Annotated in this window: 21 protein-coding genes; 12 read left to right on the forward strand and 9 right to left on the reverse strand. The window is 59.3% G+C overall.

All coding sequences use genetic code 11. The features are described 5' to 3' along the window. Both Q0O19_RS07660 and priA read left to right on the forward strand, forming a co-directional pair. The coding region (locus tag Q0O19_RS07660) for a uroporphyrinogen decarboxylase family protein (protein ID WP_295519325.1) at nt 1-153 on the forward strand (153 nt) is incomplete at its 5' end. 397 nt (nt 154-550) lie between these two features. After that, nucleotides 551-2,647, forward strand: a complete 2,097-nt coding sequence (gene priA / locus Q0O19_RS07665; protein ID WP_295521503.1) for a primosomal protein N' — start codon at nt 551-553, stop codon at nt 2,645-2,647. Nucleotides 2,648-2,671: 24 nt separating this feature from the next. Here the strand turns inward: priA and Q0O19_RS07670 are convergent, their stop codons facing one another. Beyond that, complete coding sequence (locus tag Q0O19_RS07670; RefSeq protein WP_295521505.1) at nt 2,672-3,640, reverse strand: AEC family transporter; 969 nt, start codon at nt 3,638-3,640, stop codon at nt 2,672-2,674. A gap of 207 nt (nt 3,641-3,847) precedes the next feature. Here Q0O19_RS07670 and Q0O19_RS07675 point away from each other — a divergent pair, with 207 nt between their 5' ends. From Q0O19_RS07675 to Q0O19_RS07695, 5 genes are all read left to right on the forward strand, one after another. After that, complete coding sequence (locus tag Q0O19_RS07675; RefSeq protein ID WP_295521507.1) at nt 3,848-5,935, forward strand: ATP-dependent helicase; 2,088 nt, start codon at nt 3,848-3,850, stop codon at nt 5,933-5,935. A 153-nt stretch (nt 5,936-6,088) separates the two neighbouring features. Continuing rightward, a complete protein-coding gene (locus tag Q0O19_RS07680; protein WP_295521509.1) occupies nt 6,089-6,805 on the forward strand; it encodes an energy transducer TonB in 717 nt (238 codons plus the stop codon). Nucleotides 6,806-6,870: 65 nt separating this feature from the next. Further along, a complete protein-coding gene (locus Q0O19_RS07685; RefSeq protein WP_295521511.1) occupies nt 6,871-7,677 on the forward strand; it encodes a MotA/TolQ/ExbB proton channel family protein in 807 nt (268 codons plus the stop codon). Then, entirely contained in the window at nt 7,677-8,105 is a 429-nt protein-coding gene (locus tag Q0O19_RS07690) for a biopolymer transporter ExbD (RefSeq protein WP_295521513.1), read from the forward strand. Before Q0O19_RS07685 ends, Q0O19_RS07690 begins: the two co-directional genes overlap by 1 nt. A gap of 25 nt (nt 8,106-8,130) precedes the next feature. Continuing rightward, the gene (locus tag Q0O19_RS07695; RefSeq protein WP_295521515.1) at nt 8,131-8,559 is read left to right on the forward strand and encodes a biopolymer transporter ExbD; all 429 of its coding nucleotides are present in this window, start codon (nt 8,131-8,133) and stop codon (nt 8,557-8,559) included. A gap of 68 nt (nt 8,560-8,627) precedes the next feature. Here Q0O19_RS07695 and Q0O19_RS07700 read toward each other — a convergent pair whose 3' ends face one another. From Q0O19_RS07700 to Q0O19_RS07735, 8 genes are all read right to left on the reverse strand, one after another. Next, entirely contained in the window at nt 8,628-9,614 is a 987-nt protein-coding gene (locus Q0O19_RS07700) for a tripartite tricarboxylate transporter substrate-binding protein (protein ID WP_295521517.1), read from the reverse strand. 159 nt (nt 9,615-9,773) lie between these two features. After that, complete coding sequence (locus Q0O19_RS07705) at nt 9,774-11,030, reverse strand: AMP-binding protein (RefSeq protein WP_295521518.1); 1,257 nt, start codon at nt 11,028-11,030, stop codon at nt 9,774-9,776. Nucleotides 11,031-11,078: 48 nt separating this feature from the next. Beyond that, nucleotides 11,079-11,888 (reverse strand): ABC transporter ATP-binding protein, encoded by an 810-nt coding sequence (locus Q0O19_RS07710; RefSeq protein WP_295521519.1) that lies wholly within the window; start codon nt 11,886-11,888, stop codon nt 11,079-11,081. A 137-nt stretch (nt 11,889-12,025) separates the two neighbouring features. Continuing rightward, the gene (locus tag Q0O19_RS07715) at nt 12,026-13,363 is read right to left on the reverse strand and encodes an ABC transporter substrate-binding protein (protein ID WP_295521521.1); all 1,338 of its coding nucleotides are present in this window, start codon (nt 13,361-13,363) and stop codon (nt 12,026-12,028) included. Nucleotides 13,364-13,432: 69 nt separating this feature from the next. After that, nucleotides 13,433-14,509 carry a branched-chain amino acid ABC transporter permease gene (locus tag Q0O19_RS07720; protein WP_295521522.1) on the reverse strand — a complete coding sequence of 359 codons (1,077 nt, stop codon included), beginning with the start codon at nt 14,507-14,509 and terminating at the stop codon, nt 13,433-13,435. A gap of 11 nt (nt 14,510-14,520) precedes the next feature. Beyond that, on the reverse strand, nt 14,521-15,450 hold the full coding sequence (locus tag Q0O19_RS07725) for a branched-chain amino acid ABC transporter permease (protein ID WP_295521523.1): 930 nt from the start codon (nt 15,448-15,450) through the stop codon (nt 14,521-14,523). Nucleotides 15,451-15,462: 12 nt separating this feature from the next. Further along, a complete protein-coding gene (locus Q0O19_RS07730) occupies nt 15,463-16,245 on the reverse strand; it encodes an ABC transporter ATP-binding protein (RefSeq protein ID WP_295521525.1) in 783 nt (260 codons plus the stop codon). Then, entirely contained in the window at nt 16,242-18,188 is a 1,947-nt protein-coding gene (locus tag Q0O19_RS07735) for an AMP-binding protein (protein WP_295521527.1), read from the reverse strand. Before Q0O19_RS07735 ends, Q0O19_RS07730 begins: the two co-directional genes overlap by 4 nt. A gap of 154 nt (nt 18,189-18,342) precedes the next feature. Here Q0O19_RS07735 and Q0O19_RS07740 point away from each other — a divergent pair, with 154 nt between their 5' ends. The 5 genes from Q0O19_RS07740 to htpG form a co-directional block, all read left to right on the forward strand. Next, nucleotides 18,343-19,050 (forward strand): Crp/Fnr family transcriptional regulator, encoded by a 708-nt coding sequence (locus Q0O19_RS07740; protein ID WP_295521529.1) that lies wholly within the window; start codon nt 18,343-18,345, stop codon nt 19,048-19,050. A gap of 123 nt (nt 19,051-19,173) precedes the next feature. Continuing rightward, complete coding sequence (locus tag Q0O19_RS07745; RefSeq protein WP_295521531.1) at nt 19,174-20,382, forward strand: PQQ-dependent sugar dehydrogenase; 1,209 nt, start codon at nt 19,174-19,176, stop codon at nt 20,380-20,382. Between the two features lie 43 nt (nt 20,383-20,425). Beyond that, nucleotides 20,426-21,019: a c-type cytochrome gene (locus Q0O19_RS07750; RefSeq protein ID WP_295521533.1), complete on the forward strand. Its 594-nt coding sequence runs from the start codon at nt 20,426-20,428 to the stop codon at nt 21,017-21,019. 69 nt (nt 21,020-21,088) lie between these two features. After that, complete coding sequence (locus Q0O19_RS07755) at nt 21,089-21,997, forward strand: pseudouridine synthase (protein ID WP_295521535.1); 909 nt, start codon at nt 21,089-21,091, stop codon at nt 21,995-21,997. A 92-nt stretch (nt 21,998-22,089) separates the two neighbouring features. Further along, the coding region (htpG, locus tag Q0O19_RS07760) for a molecular chaperone HtpG (RefSeq protein ID WP_295521537.1) at nt 22,090-23,633 on the forward strand (1,544 nt) is incomplete at its 3' end.

Genomic DNA, 23,633 nt, shown 5'->3' on the forward strand with positions numbered 1-23,633 from the left:
AGCTTTGGCACGCCGCACACCGACCCCACGACCACAGGCCCTACGCACATCTTCAACCTGGGCCACGGCATCAGCCAGTTCACCCCGCCTGAGCATGTCACGGCGCTGGTCGAGGCGGTGCACAGCCATTCGCGGGCCCTGCGCCAAAAGTGAGCAGGGCTCTTTGAATTTCTGGGGCGCTTAGCATAGAAAAAAGACCGTTCAAAGCCTTTTTTTGCAATTTATTTGGCTTTGGCCGCTTGACTTATGCACAAAAGTAAAAAGCCGCTTTGGTGACAAGGCCTTGCTGCACAGCAGCAAAGCTCAACGACCAACCAATCTGCAAGTCATTGATTTCATTGAACTTTTTATCTTGCACATTGGATGGGCAATTTGGCGGAAGGCTTGATTTTCAAGGCTTCCAGAGCAGCAAGATCGAGTTTTCAACAAAGTTATCCACAGATTTTCTGAATCAATCGCAAAGTGCTGTTAAATCAACAACTTACCTCTTGTTTCAAGAATTCGGCTAACCTCCAACGCTCGCAAATTGACAGAAAACATCGGAAACCCTGTGATCATCCAGCACTGGATTGACGTGGCCGTCCAAACCCCGGCGCACAGCCAGGTAGGTGGATTGCTGAGCTACCGAAGCCCCTTTTTGGTGCAGCCAGGTCAACTGGTGCGCGTACCTTTTGGCAAGCGGGAGGTGCTCGGCGTGGTGTGGACGGTGCTGGCTGCGGCGCCTACCGACATGCCCGAATCTGCTGTGCGCGAGGTGACCGGGGTACTCGAAGGACTGCCCCCGCTCGATGCCAGCTGGCGGCAACTGGTGCAGTTTGCGGCCCAGTATTACCAACGCTCTTTGGGCGAGGTGGCCTTGTCGGCCCTGCCGCCCCAGCTGCGCGACCTGACATCCGAGCAACTGGCGCGCCGCCTCAAAAAGCAAAATGCCGACCGCGCCGTGCACACCACACCCGGGCCCGCACTGTCCGAGGAACAATCGGCCGTGTTGGACGAGATGTCCAACAGGACTGGGCCATTTTTGTTGTTTGGCAGCACCGGCAGCGGCAAGACCGAGGTGTATTTGCAAGCCGTGGAACGCATGCTGGCCACCGACTCGCAGGCCCAAGCCCTGCTCATGGTGCCCGAGATCAACCTCACGCCCCAGCTCGAAGAGCGGGTGAGAGCGCGGTTTGGCCCAGAGGCGGTGGTCTCCATGCACAGCGGCATGACGCCCGCCCAACGCCTGAAAGGCTGGCTGGCCGCCCACGCGGGCCATGCCCGCATCGTCTTGGGCACCCGCATGGCGATTTTTGCGTCCATGCCGCACCTGCAACTCATCGTGGTCGACGAAGAACACGACCCCAGTTACAAACAACAAGAAGGGGCCCGCTACTCGGCCCGCGACTTGGCGGTGTACCGTGGCCGCTTGCAAAACGCCCAGGTTCTGTTGGCTTCGGCCACGCCCTCACTGGAAAGCTGGCACATGAGCCGACCCGCAGAGGAAGGCGGCCGCTACCTGCGCTTGCACATGCCCTCGCGCATTGGCACGGGCCTGCTGCCCAAAGTGCGGCGCGTGGACATGAACAAACAACCCCGCCGCACGGTGCTGTCGGCCCCCCTGGTGGCGGCTATTCAGGAGCGCGTAGAGCGTGGTGAGCAATGCATGCTGCTGCTCAACCGCCGGGGCTACGCCCCCGTGCTGCATTGCGCCGACTGCGGCTGGAAAAGCGAATGCAAGCATTGCAGCGCGTTTCGGGTGTTCCACAAAATCGACCGCACCTTGCGCTGCCACCACTGCGGACTGACCGAGCGCGTGCCACGCGCCTGCCCCGAATGTGGCAACGCCGACATCGCCCCGATTGGCCGAGGCACCGAACAACTCGAAGAACACCTGGGCGAACTGCTGGCACATGTCAAACGTCCGGACGGCTCCCCCATCCGCATCGCCCGTATCGACGCCGACACCACACGTCTGAAAGGCGCACTCGAAAGCCAACTGGCTTCGGTGCACTCGGGGGAGGTGGATGTGTTGGTAGGCACTCAAATGATCGCCAAGGGTCACGACTTTCGGCGCATCAGCTTGGTGGCCGCTGTCAACCCCGATACGGCGCTGTTTTCAAGCGACTTTCGAGCGCCTGAGCGTTTGTTTGCCTTGCTCATGCAAGCAGCGGGCAGAGCCGGGCGCGATGCCGCCCAAAGCGCCACCAGCGAGATGTGGGTACAGACCTTTCACCCCACACACGCGCTGTTTGAAGCGCTCAAAAAGCACGATTACCCGGCCTTTGCCGCGGGTGAGTTGACCGAGCGCACCGCCGCCGACCTGCCGCCCATCAGCCACCAAGCCTTGCTGCGGGCCGATGCCCGCACCCAAGAAGCCGCCCAAGCCCTGTTGAACGCTGCCCGCGAAACGCTGGAAGCGCAACTGAGCGCCGACCCGACCACCGCCGACTTGGTGCTGCAAGTGAGCGTCTACCCCGCCGTGCCCATGAGCATGCAGCGCGTGGCCGATGTGGAACGCGCCCAAATGCTGATGGAAAGCCCCAGCCGCATGGCGCTGCAAAAAATGCTGTGGCACCTGCACGCCGTGCTGCACCAGGTGCGCAGCCAGCCCGAACACAAAGGCGTGATCCGCTGGCTGGTGGACGTGGACCCGCAGGCCATTTGATCGGAGAAACTCCGCCCCAAGGGCTCAGGCTTTGAAAAACGCCACCGCCCCAGAAAATGTCAAAAAAGCGGCTGCGGTGGTGACCAAAATGATGCGGGCAATACGCCCGTTGTCGGCGCCCAAGCGCTCTGCCAGCAGCGACACATTGCTGGCACTGGGCAAGGCCGCCACCAACACCATCACCTGCAGCGCCAAAGGCTCGATCGGCATCCCCCATTGGATCGCGGTCAAACCGACCAACAAGACCAAAACCGGGTGCAACACCAGCTTGGCCAAGGCAATCGGCAAGTAATCGCTCAGTTGCATGGGGCCATCCGTGCGCTCATGGGCCAGCATTTGCGATCGGGCCAAAACCGCACCGATGGTGAACAGAGCCACGGGCGAAGCCGCATCCGCCAACAAGCCCACGGTTTGCTTGACCGGGCCCAGCAAGGTCAAGTTCCAAAATGAAAACGCCGCGCCCAGGCTGATGGCCCAAGGCATGGGGTTGCGCAGCACCCCGGCCAAGGCCTTGCGGGCAGCCACGGCCGCGCCATGCTCACCGGCCGCATCCATGCGCGACAAAGCCACGCACAAAGACGAAGTGATCACCAAATCCACCACGATGGTCACAATGGCCGGACCCACCGCCTGCGCCCCCAGCAAGGCCACCAGCAAAGGCACGCCCAAGAAGCCGGTGTTGGGAAAAGCCGCCACCAAGGCCCCCAAAGACGCATCGTTCCAGCGGATGCGCTGGTTCAGGCTGATGGCGATGCTGAAAGCCACCATCACCAAGGCGCAAAACAAATACGAAAAGAACACCCCGGCATCGAGCAACTGGGCGATCGGTGTGTCGGCCCCAAAACGGAACAACATGCAAGGCAGCGCGAAGAACAGCACAAAGCCGTTCAAGCCGGGGATCGCCGCCAAAGGCAAAAACCGCCATTTGGCCGCCACATAGCCGCACAAAACCAGTGCAAAGAAGGGGAAGGTGACACGCAAAATTTCAAGCATGTCCGATTGTCGGGGTAAACCAGTAGGCTCCAAGGTCCAAGACAGTCGCAGTGCGGACAAGCTGGATGGGCCCAAACGGGCTGTCAGTGCAGGACTTGCAGCGAAGTTTTTCAGCCTGTCGGTCCGCGTCATACGGGCAGGTGTCAAACGCCAGCCCGCTATGATGGCCCGCTTGGCCTGCCACCTCGCTTCCCCCCCAAAAAAACCATGTCAACTGGCCTGAACAACGCCCAACTCGAAGCCGTGAATTTTGTCTCCGGCCCTTGCCTGGTGTTGGCCGGGGCAGGTTCGGGCAAGACGCGGGTGATCACGCACAAGATCGGTCGCTTGATCGAAGCCGGGCTGGAGCCCCGGCGCATCGCTGCCATCACCTTCACCAACAAGGCCGCCGCCGAGATGCGTGAGCGCGCCAAACAGCTGATTGGCCGCGCTGCCAAAGATGTGCTGATTTGCACCTTTCACGCTTTGGGCGTGCGCATCATGCGCGAAGACGGCGCGGTGCTGGGGCTCAAACCGCAGTTCAGCATCATGGACGCAGACGATGTGACCAGCATCTTGAAAGACTGCGGCGGCACCACCGACGCGGCCACGGCCCGCCAGTGGCAGTGGACGATCAGCCTCTGGAAAAACATGGGTCTGAACGCCGAGCAGGCCGCAGCCCAAGCGCCCGACGACAACGCCCGGGTGATCGCCCGCATCATGGGCCTGTACCAAGAACGGCTGACGGCGTACCAGAGCGTGGACTTTGACGACCTGATCGGCATGCCCCTGAAACTGCTGGCCGACCACCCCGAAGTGCGCGAGCGCTGGCAAGCCAAGATGGGCCATGTGCTGGTGGACGAATACCAGGACACCAACGCCACCCAATACGAGGTGCTCAAACACCTGGTGGGCGATCGGGCCCGCTTCACGGCGGTGGGCGACGACGACCAGTCCATCTACGGCTGGCGCGGGGCCACGCTGGACAACCTCAAGCGCTTGCCAGTGGATTTTCCGCAACTGAATGTCATCAAGTTGGAGCAAAACTACCGCTCCACCAGCGCTATTCTGCGGGCCGCCAACAATGTGATCCAGCCCAACCCCAAGTTGTTTCCCAAGACGCTGTTTTCGGAGTTGGGTGAAGGCGAGCCGGTGCGCGTGGTCGATTCGGTGAACGAAGAGCACGAGGCCGACCGGGCGATTGCACGCATCCAGTCGATTCGCTTCGGGCATTCGCTGGAATCCAAGCACCGCGAGTTCAAGGACTTTGCGATCTTGTACCGGGCCAACCACATGGCACGGCCGTTTGAACACGCCTTGCGCCGCGCCAACATTCCTTACAAAGTGTCTGGTGGACAGAGCTTTTTTGACAAGGCCGAAATCAAGGACCTGTGCGCCTGGTTCCGTTTGTGGATCAACAACGACGACGACCCGGCTTTTTTGCGCGCCATCACCAGCCCCAAACGCGGCATCGGTCACCAATCGCTGGGGCAACTGGGCACCTTTGCCACGCAATACAAACTGAGCCTCTTCGAAGCCTTGTTTGCGGGCAGCCTGCCCAGTGCGGTGAATGCCCGCGCCGTGACCGGCCTGCACGAGTTTGGCCGCTACATCAACGATCTGGCGTTTCGTGCCCGACAAACCGTGGGCAAAGACGCCGCACTGGCCCTCTTATTGGAGTGGCTGAAAGAAATTGGCTACGAATCGCACCTGTATGAGGGCGAAGACAATGAAAAAGTGGCCTCAGCCCGCTGGACCAACGTGCTGGAGTTTTGCGACTGGATGGCCGGGCGCTGCGGCGGCGAGATCGAGGACGCGACCGGGGCACTAACTGGCACGCAAGCGACCGAAACCAAGAACCTGTTGGAAGTGGCGCAAACCATCTCCCTGATCTCGACCTTGAGCGATCGCGAAAAGGACCAAAACGTGGTCACACTCTCAACTTTGCACGCGTCCAAAGGTCTGGAGTGGCCGCATGTGATGCTGGTGGGCGTGAACGAGGGGCTGCTGCCCTTCAAGTTGGGCGATGACGACACCACGGGTGGGGCCAGCCAAGAGGGCATCTTGCTGCGCCTGCAAGAAGAGCGACGCCTGATGTATGTGGGCATCACCCGTGCCCAGCGCAGTCTGGCCGTGAGCTGGACCCGACGCCGCAAAAAAGGCCGCGAAACCGTGGCTGCTCTGCCCAGCCGCTTCATTGCCGAAATGCGTCTGGACGAAAACACCACCAAAGAAGACCCGCGCGAGAAGCTCAAGGCGCTGCGGGCCGAATTTGCCCAACGCGCGGCGGCTGCGGCGGCAGAGATCAAACCATGAACAACAGGTCCAAGTCTTTCGTCAGCGAGCGCTGCCCTGAGGTCGAAAAAACCGCCCTCTGAGCAATGTCTTGGGGCAGCAAGCGCCGTCTTCTCACGCAAAATACACGCTTCACGCACCTCCACCACGCCACTTCACTGCCTTTGCGCCATCATGTCCACCTACACCTACCTTCAAGCACCGCCCAAGCGCAAGCTGCTGGGCTTGGCGGCCGTGGTGGTGGTGCATGGCTTGCTTTTTTGGGCCATCCAAGCCGGCTTGACGCAAACGGTCATTGAAAAAATGCCGGTGGTGGTGCAGGCCCTGTTGCTAGAGGAAAAGCGCGCCGAATTGCCGCCCCCGCCCCCGCCCCCGCCCCCGCCCCCACCCCCTACACCCAAGCCACCGCCGCCCGCGCCACCCCCACCCACACCGGCTTATGTGCCACCGGCCGTCACGCCGGCCGTGGTGGCTCAGCCCAATGCCATCGCGGCCATCACCACCGCGCCCACTCCGGCACCACCTGCGGCACCTGTGGCACCACCTGTGACAACACCCGGTCCTGCTTTACCTGCACAAGCGCCTGCACCTGTTGCACCCGCCAAAGCCCCGGTGCGCACCTCGGCAGGCGTCAGCAGCACCCCATGCGATAAACCCGACTACCCCACCGCGTCCAAACGCATGGAAGAAGAAGGCACCGTCTCCCTGCGCTTTTTGGTGGGCGCCGATGGCAAGGTCATTCAATCCGAAGTGGCGAAAAGCTCCGGCTATAAACGCTTGGACGAGGCTGCACGAGCAGGTTTGGCGAAATGCCAGTTCAAACCCGCCACGGTGGACGGCAAACCCGAACAAGCCTGGACCACCATCCAATACGTTTGGCGACTGGAATGACGACGCTATTTTCATGGCTTCAACAACCACCCCCTGATTCACCGAAGTTCCAAGGAAACTCCCACATGTTCAACATTTTGAAACGCAGCCTGCTGGGCGCCCTTTTGTGTGCCAGTTTTTTGTTTGCAGGCCACAGCATGGCCGCGCCGGATGCGACTAAGGCCCCAAGCCAAGTGGCCAGCGCCAGCCTGACCCCAAGCGAAGCCCCCACGGCAGAAGCCAATCCCTACGGCTTGGGCGCCCTTTGGGCTCAAGGCGATGCCGTGGCCAAGGGCACACTGCTGATCTTGGTGATCATGAGCATGGGCAGTTGGTACGTGATCTTCACCAAGTTCAACGAACAGTCCAAGCTGCACAAGTTCGCCCAAGCGGCGCAAGCCAACTTTTGGTCCGCAGGTTCTGTACGCCAAGCGGCCGACGCGCTGGAATCCACCAGTCCCTTCCGTTTCATTGCCGAAAAAGGCCTGGAAGGCGCTGCCAAACACGAAGGCTTGCTGGGCAACGTGGACTTCAACACCTGGGTGACCATGAGCATCCAGCGGGCCATGGGCACGGTGCAAAGCCGCCTGCAAGATGGATTGGCGGTGTTGGCCACTGTGGGCTCCACAGCGCCCTTTGTCGGTTTGTTCGGCACCGTCTGGGGCATCTACCATGCGCTGGTCAAAATCGGCATGTCGGGCCAGGCCAGCATTGACAAAGTGGCCGGTCCCGTGGGCGAAGCGCTGATCATGACCGCCATCGGCTTGGCCGTGGCCGTGCCGGCAGTGCTGGGCTACAACTTTTTGGTTCGACGCAACAAGGCGGCGATGGAAGAAGTCAATGCCTTTGGTGCCGACCTGCACGCTGTATTGCTGGCTTCGGCCCAAAAATAATGGCCATGAACCTGGGCCCCACCTTGGGCACATCAGACGATGACGAGGTCATCGGCACCATCAACACCACACCCTTGGTGGATGTGATGCTGGTGCTGCTGATCATTTTCTTGATCACCATTCCCGTGGTGACCACTTCCATCAAGGTGGACCTGCCCAAAGAACAGAACGTGGTGCGCGAAGCCAAACCCGAGACTGTGGTCATCTCTGTCAACCGAGCAGGACAAATCTACCTTTACGACTCACTCATCCAAAACCCTGTCGACTTGCAAACGCGGCTGCAAAAGTTTGCCGCCATGAAGCCACAGCCCGACGTGCAGATCCGGGGCGATGCACAAAGTGTATTTGAGTCGGTTGGGCGCGTCATGTACGCAGTGCAGCGCGCTGGCATTACGCAGGTCGGCTTCATCACCGACCCGACCCCTTAAGTCTTTCCAACCCAAGGACACGCAAATGGCCATGAATTTGGGCAGCGGCAACAGCGACGAACCCGAAGTGATGATGGACATCAACACCACGCCGTTGATCGACGTGATGCTGGTGCTGATCATCATGCTGATCATCACCATCCCGGCGCAATTGCACTCGGTGAATCTGGACATGCCTGTGGTTTCCAGCACACCGCCCAAGACCGATCCAGTGGTGGTCAAGATTGACATCGAAGCCGATGCCACCCTGCGTTGGAACGGTCAAATTCTGGCCGATAGGCAGGCGCTGGAAACCAAACTGGCTGAAGCCGCTGCTTTGCAGCCCCAACCCGAGCTGCACATTCGCTCACACGCCAAAGCCAAGTACGAAACAACCGCTGCCGTGCTGGCAGGTGCCCAACGCGCGGGCTTGAGCAAACTGGGCATTGTGGGCACCGAGAGGTTTGCCAACTGAAGCGTCGGAAAAGTCGCCATGAAAAAAGCCGCTCTGAAAGAGCGGCTTTTCTGAGCGATCGGGGAAGATCAGTCGGCGTACTTGCCGGCCGCGTCCACGGCCGCTTTGATCTTGACCATTTCAGCAGCCACAAACTTTTTGTGCTCAGCCGGATCGGAGCGGTTGTCGGTCACCACCAATGCGCCCAGACCTTCGTTCTTTTTGATGAACTCGGGGTCTTTCAAGGCCTTCTTCAAAGCCTCGTTCAAGGTCTTGGTGATGGCCGCGGGTGTGCCTTTAGGGGCATACAGACCGTGCCAGATGCTGAGGTTGAAGCCTTTGAGGCCCATCTCTTGCAGGCTGGGGTAATACTTCAGAACAGGGTGTGTGCTCAATGGCTTGGCGGTGGTCACAGCAAATGCCTTGACACGCCCCCCCTCGATTTGCTGGGTGGTGTTGGTGGTCTGGTCACACATCACATCGACCTGGCCACCGATCAGGGCAGTCATGGCGGGCGCAGTACCGCCAAACGGGATGGTGGTCATCGCGTCTTTGGTCTGCAAAGTGGACTGCCACAGCAAACCGCAAATGTGCGAGGCGGAACCCAAACCCGCATGGGCGATGTTCAGCTTGCCGGCATTCGCACGGATGTAATTTTCAAAGTCGCGGTAGGTGTTGGCGGGCAACTGGGGCTTGCCGATCAAGGTCATGGGCACATCGTTGACCATGCCCAAGAACTCGAAGTCTTCCAGCGGCTTGTAAGCGATCTTGCGGTACAGCGCGGGTGTCGCGGCCATGCCAATGTGAAACAAGAGCAAGGTATGGCCATCGGGGGCGGCTTTGGCGACTTTGGTGGCCCCGATCGTGCCACCGGCGCCTGCCGCGTTTTCGACCACAAAATTGCTGCCTGGCACGTGTTTGCGCATGGCTTCGGCCAAATCGCGTGCCACGCGGTCGGTCGGGCCGCCCGCGGTGAAGGGCACGACGATGGAGATCGGCTTGGTACCGGGGTAGGTTTGGGCCAAGGCCCCCACCGAAACAGCGGCCAATGCGGCCAAAGCAAACAATTTTTTCATTTTCAAACCTCAAAAGTGATCTATGAGTTTAGAACCAAAGTTGGGGATTGCCATGGCGGAAAATACTTAGACGCTTTCCCTAATTTGGCCTTGATTTGGCAGGGGATTGGGTCTGTGCAGTCCCCAAAAAACGGCCACTCGGCACCTGCCTAAGGGGAATCACTTGTAGCTGCGCGCGTCCTCGATGACCTTGCCATCGTTGAGCAGGCTGCCTGCGGCCACGAAGTGAACTTCACCGCGCAATTTGGTCACGTCGCGCACCGCCTCAGACACCCGGGCCTTGAGCGCATCGTCGGACAAACTAGCGGTCTCGACATGCAGGGCCATTTGGTCATTGGCCATCTCGCCGCTGACCACCAGACGGGCTTTGAGCACTTCAGGGAAGCGCTTGACGATCTCCGCCACCTGCCCAGGGTGCACAAACATGCCCCGGATTTTGGTGGTCTGGTCGGCCCGTCCCATCCAGCCTTTGATGCGCAAACCCGTGCGGCCCGTGGGGCACGAGCCCGGCAGGATGGCCGACAAGTCGCCGGTGCCAAAACGGATCAAGGGGTAATCCGGGTTGAGGCTGGTGATGACCAACTCGCCCACTTCACCTTCGGGCACCGGGTCACCCGTGCCAGGCCGCACGATCTCGACGATCACGCCTTCGTCGATCACCAAGCCCTCGCGGGCAGCGGTTTCATAAGCGATCAAGCCCACATCGGCCGTGGCGTAGCACTGGTAGGCGTCCACACCACGGGCCGTCATCCAGTCGCGCAGGCTGGGCGGAAAGGCCTCGCCCGACACCAAGGCCTTGCGCACGCTGGGCAAAGGCACGCCCATTTCGGCCGCTTTTTCGAGGATGATTTTCAGGAAACTGGGGGTGCCGATGTAACCCGCAGGCTGCAGCTCGGCCATGGCCGTGACTTGCTGCTCGGTCTGACCAATGCCCCCTGGGAAGACCGTGCAGCCCAAAGCGTGGGCCCCCGTTTCCATCATGGAGCCAGCGGGTGTGAAGTGGTAACTGAAGCAGTTATGGATCAACTCACCAGGGCGAAAGCCTGCGGCAAACATGGTGCGCGCCATGCGCCAGTAGTCGCTGCGGGTGCCCTCGGGCTCGTAAATCGTGCCGGGACTGGCAAACACACGGGTCATGCCTTGGCCAAAACCCAAGGTGCTGAAGCCCCCAAACACATTGCCCCCCGCAGCACGTGCGGCTTTTTGGCGCTCGAGCAATTCGTATTTTCGGATGACAGGCAAGGCGGCCAAAGCGGCTCGGCTGTTGACGCTGGCGGCATCGACATCGCGCAACAAATCGGCAAAAGCAGGGGCATGCCCTTTGGCGTGCGCCACTTGCGCGGGCAAGTGGGTCATCAGGGCGGCTTCTCGCGCTTGCGGGCTGCGGGTTTCCAGGTCGTCGAAGTGCTGGCTCATGGGGGGCTTTTCATAGGTACTGCTGGGAAAAATGGGGCGGGCCAAAACTCAAGCCAACCAGCGCTTGCGGCGCTTGTAGCTCTTGACGTCTTTGAAGCTCTTGCGCTCGCCGCCGCCCATGCCCAGGTAAAACTCTTTCACGTCTTCGTTGGTGCGCAGGTCTTCGGCAGCGCCGTCCATCACGATGCGGCCCGACTCCATGATGTAGCCGTAATCCGAGTACTTGAGCGCCATGTTGGTGTTTTGTTCGGCGATCAGGAAGGTCACTTTTTCTTTTTCGTTCAAATCTTTCACGATGTTGAACACCTCTTCCACGATCTGCGGCGCCAGGCCCATGGAGGGCTCATCCAACAACATGACACTGGGGTTGGTCATCAAGGCACGGCCAATCGCGCACATTTGCTGCTCGCCGCCGGATGTGTAGGCGGCTTGCGAAGTGCGGCGGGTTTTCAGGCGCGGAAAATAGGTATAGACCTTGTCCAGGTTGGCGGCGATTTCGCCCTTGTTGGTGCGGGTGTAGCTGCCGGTCATCAGGTTGTCTTCGATGCTCAAGTGGGCAAAGCAGTGCCGGCCTTCCATGACCTGCACCACGCCCCGGTTCACCAAATCGGCAGGCGAGAGGTTTTCGATGCGTTCACCCCGCAGCTCAATGCTGCCCTTGGTCACTTCGCCGCGCTCGCCTTTGAGCAAGTTGGAAATCGCCCGCAGCGTGGTCGTCTTGCCCGCGCCGTTGCCACCCAACAAAGCGACGATGCCTTGCTCGGGCACCTGCAGCGACACGCCCTTGAGCACCAAGATGACGTGGTTGTAAATGACCTCGATGCCGTTGACATTCAGAACAATATTTTTGTCGCTCATGGACTGTGCCTTTTCTCTGCGCTGGGGTTCAAGCCAAATGAAAACGCTGCACGCAAGGGTTTCATTTGGCCGCTGCGCACGGGCGCGAGCCCGCAGCAGCTGACCACCTACCGCTTGCGCGGCAGGATGGAATCAAATCAAGACTGGCAATCCGCAGGGGTGCGGCGCGTAATCTTTTTCTCGGCGGCGTACTTTTCTGCAGCGGCTTTCACCATGGGCTTGATGATTTGCTCATCGGCCTGCATCCAGTCGCTGCTAAATTGCCACTTGGCACCGTCCCATGTGTGGATACGGGCCCAGTTGGCACCCATGTGGTCAGCGCACGAAGTGGAGATGGGACGCAACACACCCTTGAAGCCCAAGGCATCGAGTTTGGGTTGGGTCAGGTTCAGGTTTTCATAACCCCAACGCGCTTGCTCGCCCGTCATGACCTTGCCCTTGCCGTATTTCTCTTGGGCTTGACGAACACCCTCAACCGCAAACATGGCGCTGAACAAGCCGCGCATGTACAGCACTTCACCCACTTCGTCTTTAGGGCCAGTGCCTTGGTTCTTGGCGTGCAACTTCTCCAGCACTTCCTTCACGACCGCAGAGCCTTTTTCGGTGCCGTGCTGCATGGTGATGGCGTTGTAACCTTTGGCGCCCATGCCGATGTCTTTGACATCAGGCTCGGCACCTGCCCACCACACCCCCCAGATGTTTTCACGGGGATAACCGGTGGCTTGTGCTTCTTTGAGCAAGGTGGAGTTCATCACGCCCCAACCCCAGTTGACGACGTAATCCGGGCGGTCACGGCGAATTTGCAGCCAGGTGGACTTTTGCTCCACGCCAGGGTGAGTCACGGGCAACAGGCTCAGCTTGAAGCCGTGCATGGCGGCGCGCTCTTGCAAGATCGGGATGGCTTCTTTGCCAAACGGGCTGTCGTGGTAAACCAAAGCGATGTGCTTGCCTTTGAGCTTGTCGACACCACCAGCCTTTTTGCCGATGTCCTGGATGATCACGTCACCGGCAACCCAGTAGGTGCCTGCGAGAGGGAAGTTCCACTTGAACACACCGCCGTCAGCCGATTCGCTGCGGCCATAGCCGGCAGTGATCAAGGGGATCTTGTCGCCAGGGGCTTTTTCGGTCAGGGCAAATGTGATGCCGGTGGACAAAGGCTGGAACACGGTCGCGCCGCCGTTCTTGCCCTTCAGGCGCTCATAGCACTCCACGCCACGGTCGGTGGCGTAGCCGGTTTCGCATTCTTCAAACGACAACTTCACGCCGTTGATGCCGCCACGCGCATTGACCAGCTTGAGGTAGTCGACATAGCCGTTGGCAAAAGGCACGCCGTTGGGGGCGTAGGCGCCGGTGCGGTAGACCAGCACGGGGAAGAACTGTTCTTTGGTTTGGGCCGTGGCCAGGGTGCTGACCAGCGCGCTGGCAAGGCCAGCAGCCGCCACCGTGGTGGCCAAGACGAGTTGACGAAGCTTCATGGTTTGTCTCCTGTTAAAAAAGTTGATAGCACTTGAAAAAACACGTTAAAAAATCAATACGGACAAAAATCAATGCGGGAAGGGCCACAGACGCAGCTTTTGTTTGGCCACTGACCACAGTTTGGCCAGGCCATGTGGCTCCACAATCAAGAACCACACGATCAGGGCACCGAAGATCATGAACTCGGTGTGCGAGACCGCTGCCGTGGAGATGGTCACGCCCACCATGCCACCCGCCCATGGCAGGAACTGGTTCAGGAAAATCGGCAAAATCACGATGAAAGCGGCACCGAAGAAGCTGCCCATGATGGAGCCCATGCCACCGATGATGACCATGAACAGCAACTGGAAGGATCGGTCGATCGAGAAAGCCGCAGGCTCCCAAGAGCCCAGGTGGACAAAGCCCCAAAGGCCGCCGGCCACCCCCACAATGAAGGAGCTGACCGCAAAGGCGGTGAGCTTGGCGTAGACAGGACGGATACCAATGACGGCAGCGGCCACGTCCATGTCGCGGATGGCCATCCACTCACGGCCAATGGCGCTGCGCACCAAGTTTTTGGCGAGCACACCAAAAACCACCAAAAACACCAAGCAGAAGATGTATTTCTGCAGTGGGGTGTCAATCGGCATGCCGAGCACGTTCAGGTCGGACACCGACACCGAGCCCGATGCGTTGTTGTTGGTGAACCAGCCCACGCGCAGAAAAGCCCAGTCACAAAAGAACTGAGCGGCCAAGGTGGCCACTGCCAAATAAAGACCTTTGACGCGCAAGCTGGGAATGCCGAAAAACACGCCCACCAAGGTGGCGAAAAAACCCCCTGCCAGCAAGGCCACGATCAGCGGCATGCCTTCAATGCGGATGTAGGTGTTGTAGGCCATGTAGGCACCCACCGCCATGAATGCGCCCGAACCCAGCGAAATTTGTCCGCAATAACCCACCAAAATGTTCACGCCCAAAGCCGCCAGCGACAGGATCAGGAAAGGGATCAGGATGGCGCGGAAAGTGTATTCATCTGCCAAAAAGGGCACGCCGACGAATGCAAAGGCGATCAACGCCAAGATGGCCCAGCGGTCTTGCGCGATGGCAAAGATCTGCTGGTCTTTGCGGTAAGAGGTTTTGAACTGACCGTTTTCTCTGTAAAACATGGTGTGTCTCCTTACACGCGGTCGATGATTTTTTCGCCGAACAGGCCTTGCGGACGAAACAGCAAGAACACCAGAGCCAGCACATACGCAAACCAGATCTCGATGCCACCGCCCACATAGGGGCCCAAATACACCTCGGACAACTTCTCACCCACACCAATGATCAGGCCGCCAATGATCGCGCCAGGCACCGAGGTCAGACCGCCCAAAATGATGACGGGCAAGGCACGCAAAGCCACGGTGGTCAAAGAGAATTGCACGCCCATCTTGGAGCCCCAGATGATGCCGGCCACCAAGGCGGTGATGCCGGCGACGAACCAGACGATCACCCAAATGCGGTTGAGCGGAATGCCAATCGATTGGGCCGCTTGGTGGTCATCGGCCACGGCACGCAGGGCGCGGCCGGTGCTGGTTTTTTGGAAAAACAGCGACAACACCACCACCAACAAGGCTGCAATGCAAGCCGCATAGACGTCTTCAAGGTTGACCAACACGCCGCCCGGAAAGACCGAGTCGAACAAGAACACCGGATCTTTGGGCATGCCCACATCGATCTTGTAGATGTCGCTGCCAAAAATGGTTTGACCCAAACCGTCTAAAAAGTAAGTGATGCCCAAAGTGGCCATGAGCAAGGTCACGCCTTCTTGGTTGACCAAGTGGCGCAACACCAAACGCTCGATCAGCCAAGCCAACACGTACATGACTGCAGCCGCCATTGAAAAAGCGATCAGGTTACCCAAGAATTTGTCTTCGATGCCCAACCAAGCGGGCACCCATTCCGAAAAACGGGCCATGGCCAATGCCGCGAACAAGACCATCGCGCCTTGCGCGAAGTTGAACACGCCCGAGGCCTTGAAAATCAACACAAAGCCGAGGGCGACCAATGAGTAAAGCATGCCGGCCATCAGGCCACCGAAAAGAGCTTCCAGAAAAAATGCCATGTCTTGTTCTCCTCAGTGGCTGGTGCCCAAATAGGCACTGATCACTTCTTCGTTGTTGCGCACTTCTTCGGGAGTCCCGTCGCCGATTTTTTTGCCATAGTCCAGCACCACCACTCGGTCCGAGATGTCCATCACCACCCCCATGTCGTGCTCGATCAGCACAATGGTGGAGCCGAACTCGTCGTTCACATCCAGAATGAAGCGGCACATGTCCTGCTTTTCTTCCATGTTCATGCCGGCCATCGGCTCGTCGAGCAGCAGCACCTGCGGCTCCATGGCCAAGGCACGACCCAGGTCGACCCGCTTTTGCAAACCATAAGGCAACTGACCCACTGGCGTTTTGCGAAAGGCCTGAATTTCCAGAAAGTCGATGATGTGCTCAACGAACTCCCGGTGCTGCTCTTCTTCACGCTGGGCAGGACCGATGCGCAAGGCCTGCATGAACAGGTTGCTTTTGATGTGCAGGTTGCGGCCGGTCATGATGTTGTCGATCACGCTCATGCCTTTGAACAAGGCCAAGTTCTGGAACGTGCGGGCAATGCCCATTTCGGCCACTTGTCGGCTGTTCATGTGGTCAAAGGTTTGACCACGGAAAGTGATGCTGCCCTCTTGCGGCTGGTACACACCGTTGATGCAATTGAGCATCGAGCTCTTACCCGCGCCGTTGGGGCCGATGATGGCCCGCACTTCGTGCTCGCGCACGTTGAACGAAATATCGGTCAGCGCCTTCACGCCCCCGAAGCGCAAACTGATGTTGTTGACGTCAAGAATCACGTCGCCGATTTTCTTGGTCATGCTGCTGCCTTCACGGGTGTGAATGTCTTGGCATCGGAAATTTTGAGCGTGGCGCTCACGCTGCCGGTGCGGCCGTCTTCGAACTTGACGACCGTTTCGATGAATTGCTCGGTTTTGCCCTGGTACAGGCCATCGACCAACGGTTTGTATTTATCGGCGATGAAGCCCCGGCGGACCTTGTTGGTGCGGGTGAGTTCGCCATCGTCGGCATCGAGTTCTTTGTGCAGCACGAGGAAACGGCTGACCTGGCTGCCCGCCAACAAAGCGTCTTCGGCCAAGTCGGCGTTGACCTTTTCAACACACTCTTGGATGAGCTGGTACACCTCTGGCTTTTGCGCCAGATCGGTGTAGCCGGCATAGGGCAGGTTGCGGCGTTCGGCCCAGTTGCCTACGGCATCAAAATCGATGTTGAGCATCACACACACTTTGTCGCGCTGGTCGCCATAGGCCACCACCTCTTTGATGTGCGGAAAAAACTTGAGTTTGTTTTCGACATATTTGGGCGCAAACATCGCACCGTCGTTGGCGCCGCCCTGGATGCGGCCCACATCTTTCACGCGGTCGATGATCTTGAGGTGCCCGTGCGTGTCAATGAAGCCCGCATCGCTGGTGTGGTACCAGCCATCGTCCGTCAACACCTCGGCCGTGGCCGTGGGGTTCTTGTAATAGCCCTTGAGCAGGCCAGGCGACTTGACCAAGATCTCGCCGTTGTCGGCCACCTTGATCTCGACCCCCTTGCACGGCACACCGACGGTGTCGGCGCGGGCTTCGTTGTCGGGCTGCAGGCAAACAAACACCGCGGTTTCGGTGGAGCCATACAGTTGCTTGATGTTCACGCCGATCGAGCGGAAAAAAGTGAACAAGTCAGGGCCAATGGCCTCACCCGCGGTGTAGGCCACACGCACTCGGCTGAAACCCATGTTGTTGCGCAAAGGGCCATAGACCATCAGGTTGCCCAGCCCATAGACCAAACGGTGCACGAAGCCCACCGACTGACCGTCCATCAAGTCGGGGCCGACTTTTTTGGCCACACCCATGAAGTAATGGAACAGTTTGCGCTTGATGCTGCCAGCGTCCTCCATGCGGATCATCACACTGGTGAGCATGCCTTCAAACACACGGGGCGGCGCGAAGTAATAGGTCGGGCCAATTTCTTTCAAATCAATAGTCACCGTGGCGGCCGACTCAGGGCAATTGACCACATAGCCGCACACCAGCCACTGCGCATAGCTGAAGATGTTCTGGCCGATCCAGGCCGGCGGCATGTAAGCCAACACGTCTTCATCGCTGGTCAGCTTGTCAAACTCGGCCCCGGCATCGGCGCGGTCGATCAAGGAGCCGTGCGTGTGCACCACGCCCTTGGGGTTGCCGGTGGTGCCCGAAGTGAAGAACATCGCGGCCACATCGGTGTGGGCGGCTTTGTCCAACTCTTGCACATAAAACTGGGGGTGTTGCTTGGCAAACACCGAACCTGCGGCCATCAACTCTTCCAGCGATCCCAAACCTTCTTCGGTGTACTTGCGCAGGCCACGCGGATCGTCGTAATAAATGTGGGTCAGCTGAGGGCACTGCTCGCGCACTTCCAGCATTTTGTCGACCTGCTCCTGGTCTTCGACCACGGCATAGCGCACCTCGGCGTTGGTGACAGGGAACACGCATTCGGCAGCGGCAGCGTCTTGGTACAGCGGAACAGGGATGGCACCGAGCGACTGTGCAGCCAGCATGGTCGCGTACAAGCGCGGGCGGTTGGAACCCACCACGATCAGGTGCTCACCGCGCTGCAAACCCGCTTGGTGCAGACCGCAGGCGATGGACTCGACCAACTGCGACAAGGCAGCCCAACTGGTGGCCTGCCAAATGCCATATTCTTTCTCCCGCAGTGCGGGGGCTGTGGGGCGCTCGGCAGCGTGCTTGAGCATCAAACGGGGAAACGTTGTTTGCATGACCTGACCTGTCTCCAAAACGGTGCATTGAACCCAATGCGACTGAACTTTGAATAATGGTAGGCACTCATTTGACGTTAAGTTGTCGTTTGGACGACAATTCAGGGAAGACCCCTAGCCCAGCTGACCGTCGGCTGACACACAGACAAACACCATGGTTCAACTCAACAGCGTCCACCAGCGCCGCCGTGCGCCCACAGAATCCGAACTGAAAGAGATCCCGTGGCTGCAACTGCTGAGCCCGCAAGAACAGCTGAAAATCGTTCCGCAATTGGTGGTGAGCGATCCTCTAACGGGCGACTATGTGTGCCGCATCGGCCGACCGGTGACCTACTGGTTTGGCGTGATTTCGGGCCTTCTGAAAATGAGCACCGACAACGCCAGTGGTCAGACCATGACCTTCACGGGTGTGCCACCAGGCGGCTGGTTTGGGGAGGGCACGGCGCTCAAACGCGAAATTTACCGGTACAACATCCAGGCGCTTCGCCCCAGCCTGGTTGCCGGCATGCCCCTTGAGACCTTTCACTGGTTGATCGACCACTCGCTGGGCTTTAACCGCTTCATCATGCAGCAGCTCAACGAACGTTTAGGCCAATTCATTGCTGCCCGAGAAATGGACCGCATGACCAATCCCGAACTGCGTCTGGCGCGTCATTTGGCCGCCTTGTTCAACCCGGTTCTGTTTTCCGGCGTCGGCGAGGTGCTGCGCATCACCCAGCAAGAGCTGGCCTATCTGGTGGGTTTGTCGCGCCAACGCGTGAACGAAGCGCTGCGCGTACTTGAAGCGCGTCAGCTCATTCGGGTGGAGTATGGCGGGCTGCGGATTCTGGACTTACAGGGGCTGCGGACCGCCACTTTATAAGCCTCCCACCTGAGTCATTTGCGCGACCCAAAACCCATTGTCCTCAGCAATAACCCTGTACTCAGCGCGATTTGACACCGATACGCTCCAGCCCGGAAACCCAACAATAACCTGGAGATTTTGATGTTCAAGAAAATTGCAGTGAGCGCCGCCGTTTTGACATTCGGCATCGGACAAACCATGGCCCAAACAGCCGCCCCCGCAGCACCCCCTCCAGCCTGGAAGCAAGGCATGCCCGCAGAAATGGCAAACTCCACGCTGGCCCCGCTGGCGGGCAAACTCACCGTCACTGCGGCGGCCGACATTCCCCTGAACAAACTCAAACTGCCACCAGGTTTCAAGGCCGAAATCTGGTCCACCGGCACGCCGGGCGTTCGCGCCATGAGCCGTGGTGAGAGCGGCAAAATTTACGCAGGCACACGCGGCTTGGGCCGCGTCTATGAAATCAGTGACAACGGCAAAGAGCGCACCAGCCGCGTGCTGGTGGACAAGCTGAACCAGCCCGCCGTCACCATGCACAAGGGCAACCTGTATGTCATGGGCATCGACAAGGTGCTGCGCTATGACGGCATCGAAGCCAACCCCAACGCGCAACCCGTAGACATGACCGCCGCCTTCAAGCTGCCGCCACTGCAACACCACAACTGGAAATACCTGAGCTTCGGTCCGGACGGCAAGCTGTACGTGCCTTTCGGCGCACCTTGCAACATTTGCGAGCCCGGCGCTGAATACGCTCAAATTCGCCGTTACAACGCCGACGGCTCGGGCATGGAAGTGATCGCTACGGGCGTGCGCAACACCGTGGGTTTTGACTGGCACCCCGTGACCAAAGAACTGTGGTTCAGCGACCATGGTCGCGACTGGATGGGCGATGAAGGCCCTGAAGACGAACTCAACCGCATGCCCAAGACGGGTCTGAACTTCGGCTTCCCCTATTGCCATGCCAACGCTGTGGCCGATCGCGACATCAAAAAGGACAAGCCCTGCGATGGCGTGACCTTGCCCGTGACCACCATGGGCCCGCATGCTGCGGTGATGGGCGTGCATTTTTACACGGGCAATATGTTTCCGGCAGAGTACAAAAATGCGTTGTTTGTGGCCCGCAAAGGCTCTTGGAACCGAACTCAAAAGTTTGGCTTTGATGTGGCCATGGTCAAAACCGATGCCGAAGGCAAAGCCGCCCAGGTCACATCTTTCATGAGTGGCTTCAAGGACGACAGCGACAACAGCTTCTGGGGCCGCCCCACTTACATGCTGCAAATGCCCGATGGCGCCATGCTGGTTTCTGACGAGCAGTTGGGGGCCATCTACCGCATCTCGTATGCCAAGTAAGTGCCCCTCGCACACCAGGGCGCTGGCAACAGCTGCCCTGGTGTTGAGCGGGGGCTTGGCGGTCTGGCCCGTGCTGGCACAAAGCTCTGCGCCAGCAACTGCAGGCGCAGCTCAAGTCAATGCCAACATCAAAGCGCCTGAGCGCGCCGCCATGTGCATGGCCTGTCACGGCCCACAAGGGGTCTCGCAAGTGCCCTCGATTCCTTCTTTGGCAGCCCAGCCCAAAACCTATCTGGAAAACAAGCTGGTCTTGATCCGCGAAGGCTTGCGAGACATTCCCGCCATGAAAGGCACGCTGGAGGGGGTGCCCGACACAGAGTTGACCGCATTGGCGCAGTATTTCTCAGCCCAGATCGCACCCAAGGCCTCAACGGCCAAGCGAGACCTGCAAAGCTTTCAGCGCGGTCAAGAACTGGCCAAAAGCGCCCTGTGCGGCACTTGCCACTTGCCCGACCACCGTGGGCGCGACCAGGTTCCCCGTCTGGCCAGCCAGCACGAAACCTACTTGCGCAACGTGTTGCAGGAATACCGGGACAACCCCGGCCCAGGCCGCGACACCGTCATGGCCGCTGCGCTGTACGGCATCAACGACGCACAACTCAAGGACTTGGCGCACTTTTTTGCGCGAAGTCCCTGAAGGGTCCCTGGCAAAAAAGGGACAATGGGCCGCTTGCCGACTTGTCCCCTTTTTTGACTCAGCACACCCATGACCCAGCCTCCGGCTTTCAAACGCGCCCCCCGCCCCGAAGGCAAAGGCGAAACGGCTGCCCCCGGCGGCACCTCGCGCCTGAACAAACGCATGGCCGAGCTGCGCATGTGCTCGCGCCGCGAGGCCGATGCCTGGATTGAGCAAGGCTGGGTCCAGGTCAATGGCCTGCCCGCCAGCATGGGCCAACAGGTCACGCTGTCGGATCGCATCACCATCGACAAAGCCGCCGAACAGCAGCAAGACCGACAAGTGACTATTCTTTTGCACAAGCCCATGGGCTATGTGAGCGGCCAAGCCGAAGACGGGCACGAGCCCGCCATCACCCTCATCAACCCGCGCAGCCATTGGGGAGGTGACCCGTCCAAATTGCGCTTCACACCCCCCCATCTGCGCGGTTTGGCCCCGGCCGGACGCCTGGACATCGACTCCACGGGTCTCTTGGTGCTGACGCAAGACGGCCGCGTGGCGCGCCAGTTGATCGGTGAAGACTCGGAGATGGAAAAGGAATACCTGGTGCGCGTGGCCTACACCGGCCACGAAAATACCGCCGCTGCCGCAGCCGCCTCGGCCACCTATGGCGGCAAGGCCAACCAGTTGACGGCCATTGGCGACTTCGACCGGGTCAGCGCCAACGTGCAAGCCGTCTTCCCCAAAGCACAACTGGAGCGCCTGCGCCACGGGCTGAGCCTGGACGGCAAGCCGCTCAAGCCCGCCAAGGTCGACTGGCAAAACCCCGAGCAACTGCGCTTTGTGTTGACCGAAGGCAAGAAGCGCCAAATCCGCCGCATGTGCGAGCAGGTGGGCCTGAAAGTCGTGGGCCTCAAACGCATCCGCATGGGCGGCGTGCAGTTGGGGCAGATGCCGGCGGGGACGTGGCGCTATTTGGGTCCCAACGAGTCGTTCTGACGCCTCTTGAAACGCTGGCAGACGCCCCCAACTGTGAGGCGTTCTCATTTTTTTGATTTCTGTTTTCCGATCTTTTTACCTGTTGAACCGCTATGAGCAAACAAACCCATGCCTTTCAGGCCGAAGTTGCGCAACTGCTGCACCTGGTCACCCACTCGCTGTACTCCAACCAAGAGATTTTTTTACGCGAGCTGATCTCCAACGCCTCGGACGCTTGCGACAAGCTGCGTTTTGAAGCCCTGCACAACACCGCTTGGTACGAAGACGCGCCCGATTTGCAAGTGCGCATCTCTTTTGACCAAGTCGCCAAAACCCTGACCATCACCGACAACGGCATTGGCATGACGGCGCAAGAAGCCATCGACCACTTGGGCACCATCGCCAAGAGCGGCACCAAAGACTTCATGAGCAAGCTGAGCGGCGACCAAAAGTCGGACGCCCAGTTGATCGGTCAGTTTGGTGTGGGTTTTTATTCGGGCTTCATCGTGGCCGACAAGATCACCGTGGAAACCCGCCGTGCGGGCGCAGCAGCGGCCGAAGGCGTGCGCTGGATCAGCGGCGGTACAGGCGACTTTGAGGTTGAAACGATCCATCGCGCCGAACGCGGCACCCGAGTGATCTTGCACCTGCGCGAAGAAGCCCTGGACTACGCCAACACCTGGAAGCTCAAGGAAATCGTCGGCAAATACTCCGACCACATCAGCCTGCCCATCTTGATGGAAAAGGAAGAGTGGAAAGACGGCGAGCTGATCGACCCCAGCAACGAAGAAGCGGGTCGTCAACCCGGTGGCATGGTCAAGACTGGCGAATGGGAAACCATCAACAAAGCCAGCGCTTTGTGGACCCGCCCCAAGAAAGACATCACCAACGAGCAATACGCTGATTTCTACAAACAAATCAGCCGCGACTTTGAAGCCCCACTGACCTGGACGCACAACCGCGTAGAAGGCAGCACCGAATACACCCAGTTGCTTTACATCCCGAGCAAGGCACCACAAGATTTGTGGAACCGCGACAAGAAGGCGGGCATCAAGCTCTACGTCAAACGCGTGTTCATCATGGACGAAGCCGAAGCGCTGATGCCCAGCTACCTGCGCTTTGTGAAAGGCGTGGTGGACTCCGCCGACTTGCCTTTGAACGTGAGCCGCGAGTTGTTGCAAGAAAGCCGCGACGTGAAAGCCATCCGCGAAGGCTGCACCAAACGCGTGCTGTCCATGCTCGAGGACCTGGCCAAACACGACAAGGCCCCCGAAGCGGGCACAGACGGCGTCACGGATGTGGTGAGTGAAGAAGACAAAGCCAAGTTCGGCCAATACGCCAAGTTCTACGCCGAGTTCGGCGCGGTGCTCAAAGAAGGCCTGGGCGAAGATTTTGGCAACCGTGACCGCCTATCCAAACTGCTGCGTTTCGCGTCCACCACCAGCGACACCGTGAGCGTGAGCTTTGCCGACTACAAAGCCCGCATGAAAGAAGGTCAGGACGCGATCTACTACATCACCGCCGACACCTTGGCCGCGGCCAAGAACAGCCCACAGCTCGAAGTCTTCAAGAAAAAAGGCATCGAAGTGTTGCTGATGACCGACCGGGTGGACGAGTGGGCGCTGAACTTTGTGCACGAGTTCGACGGCACCGCGCT

The sequence above is a fragment of the Limnohabitans sp. Rim8 genome, from assembly GCF_945869175.1.
In the GTDB taxonomy this organism is placed as follows: Bacteria; Pseudomonadota; Gammaproteobacteria; order Burkholderiales; family Burkholderiaceae_C; genus Limnohabitans_A.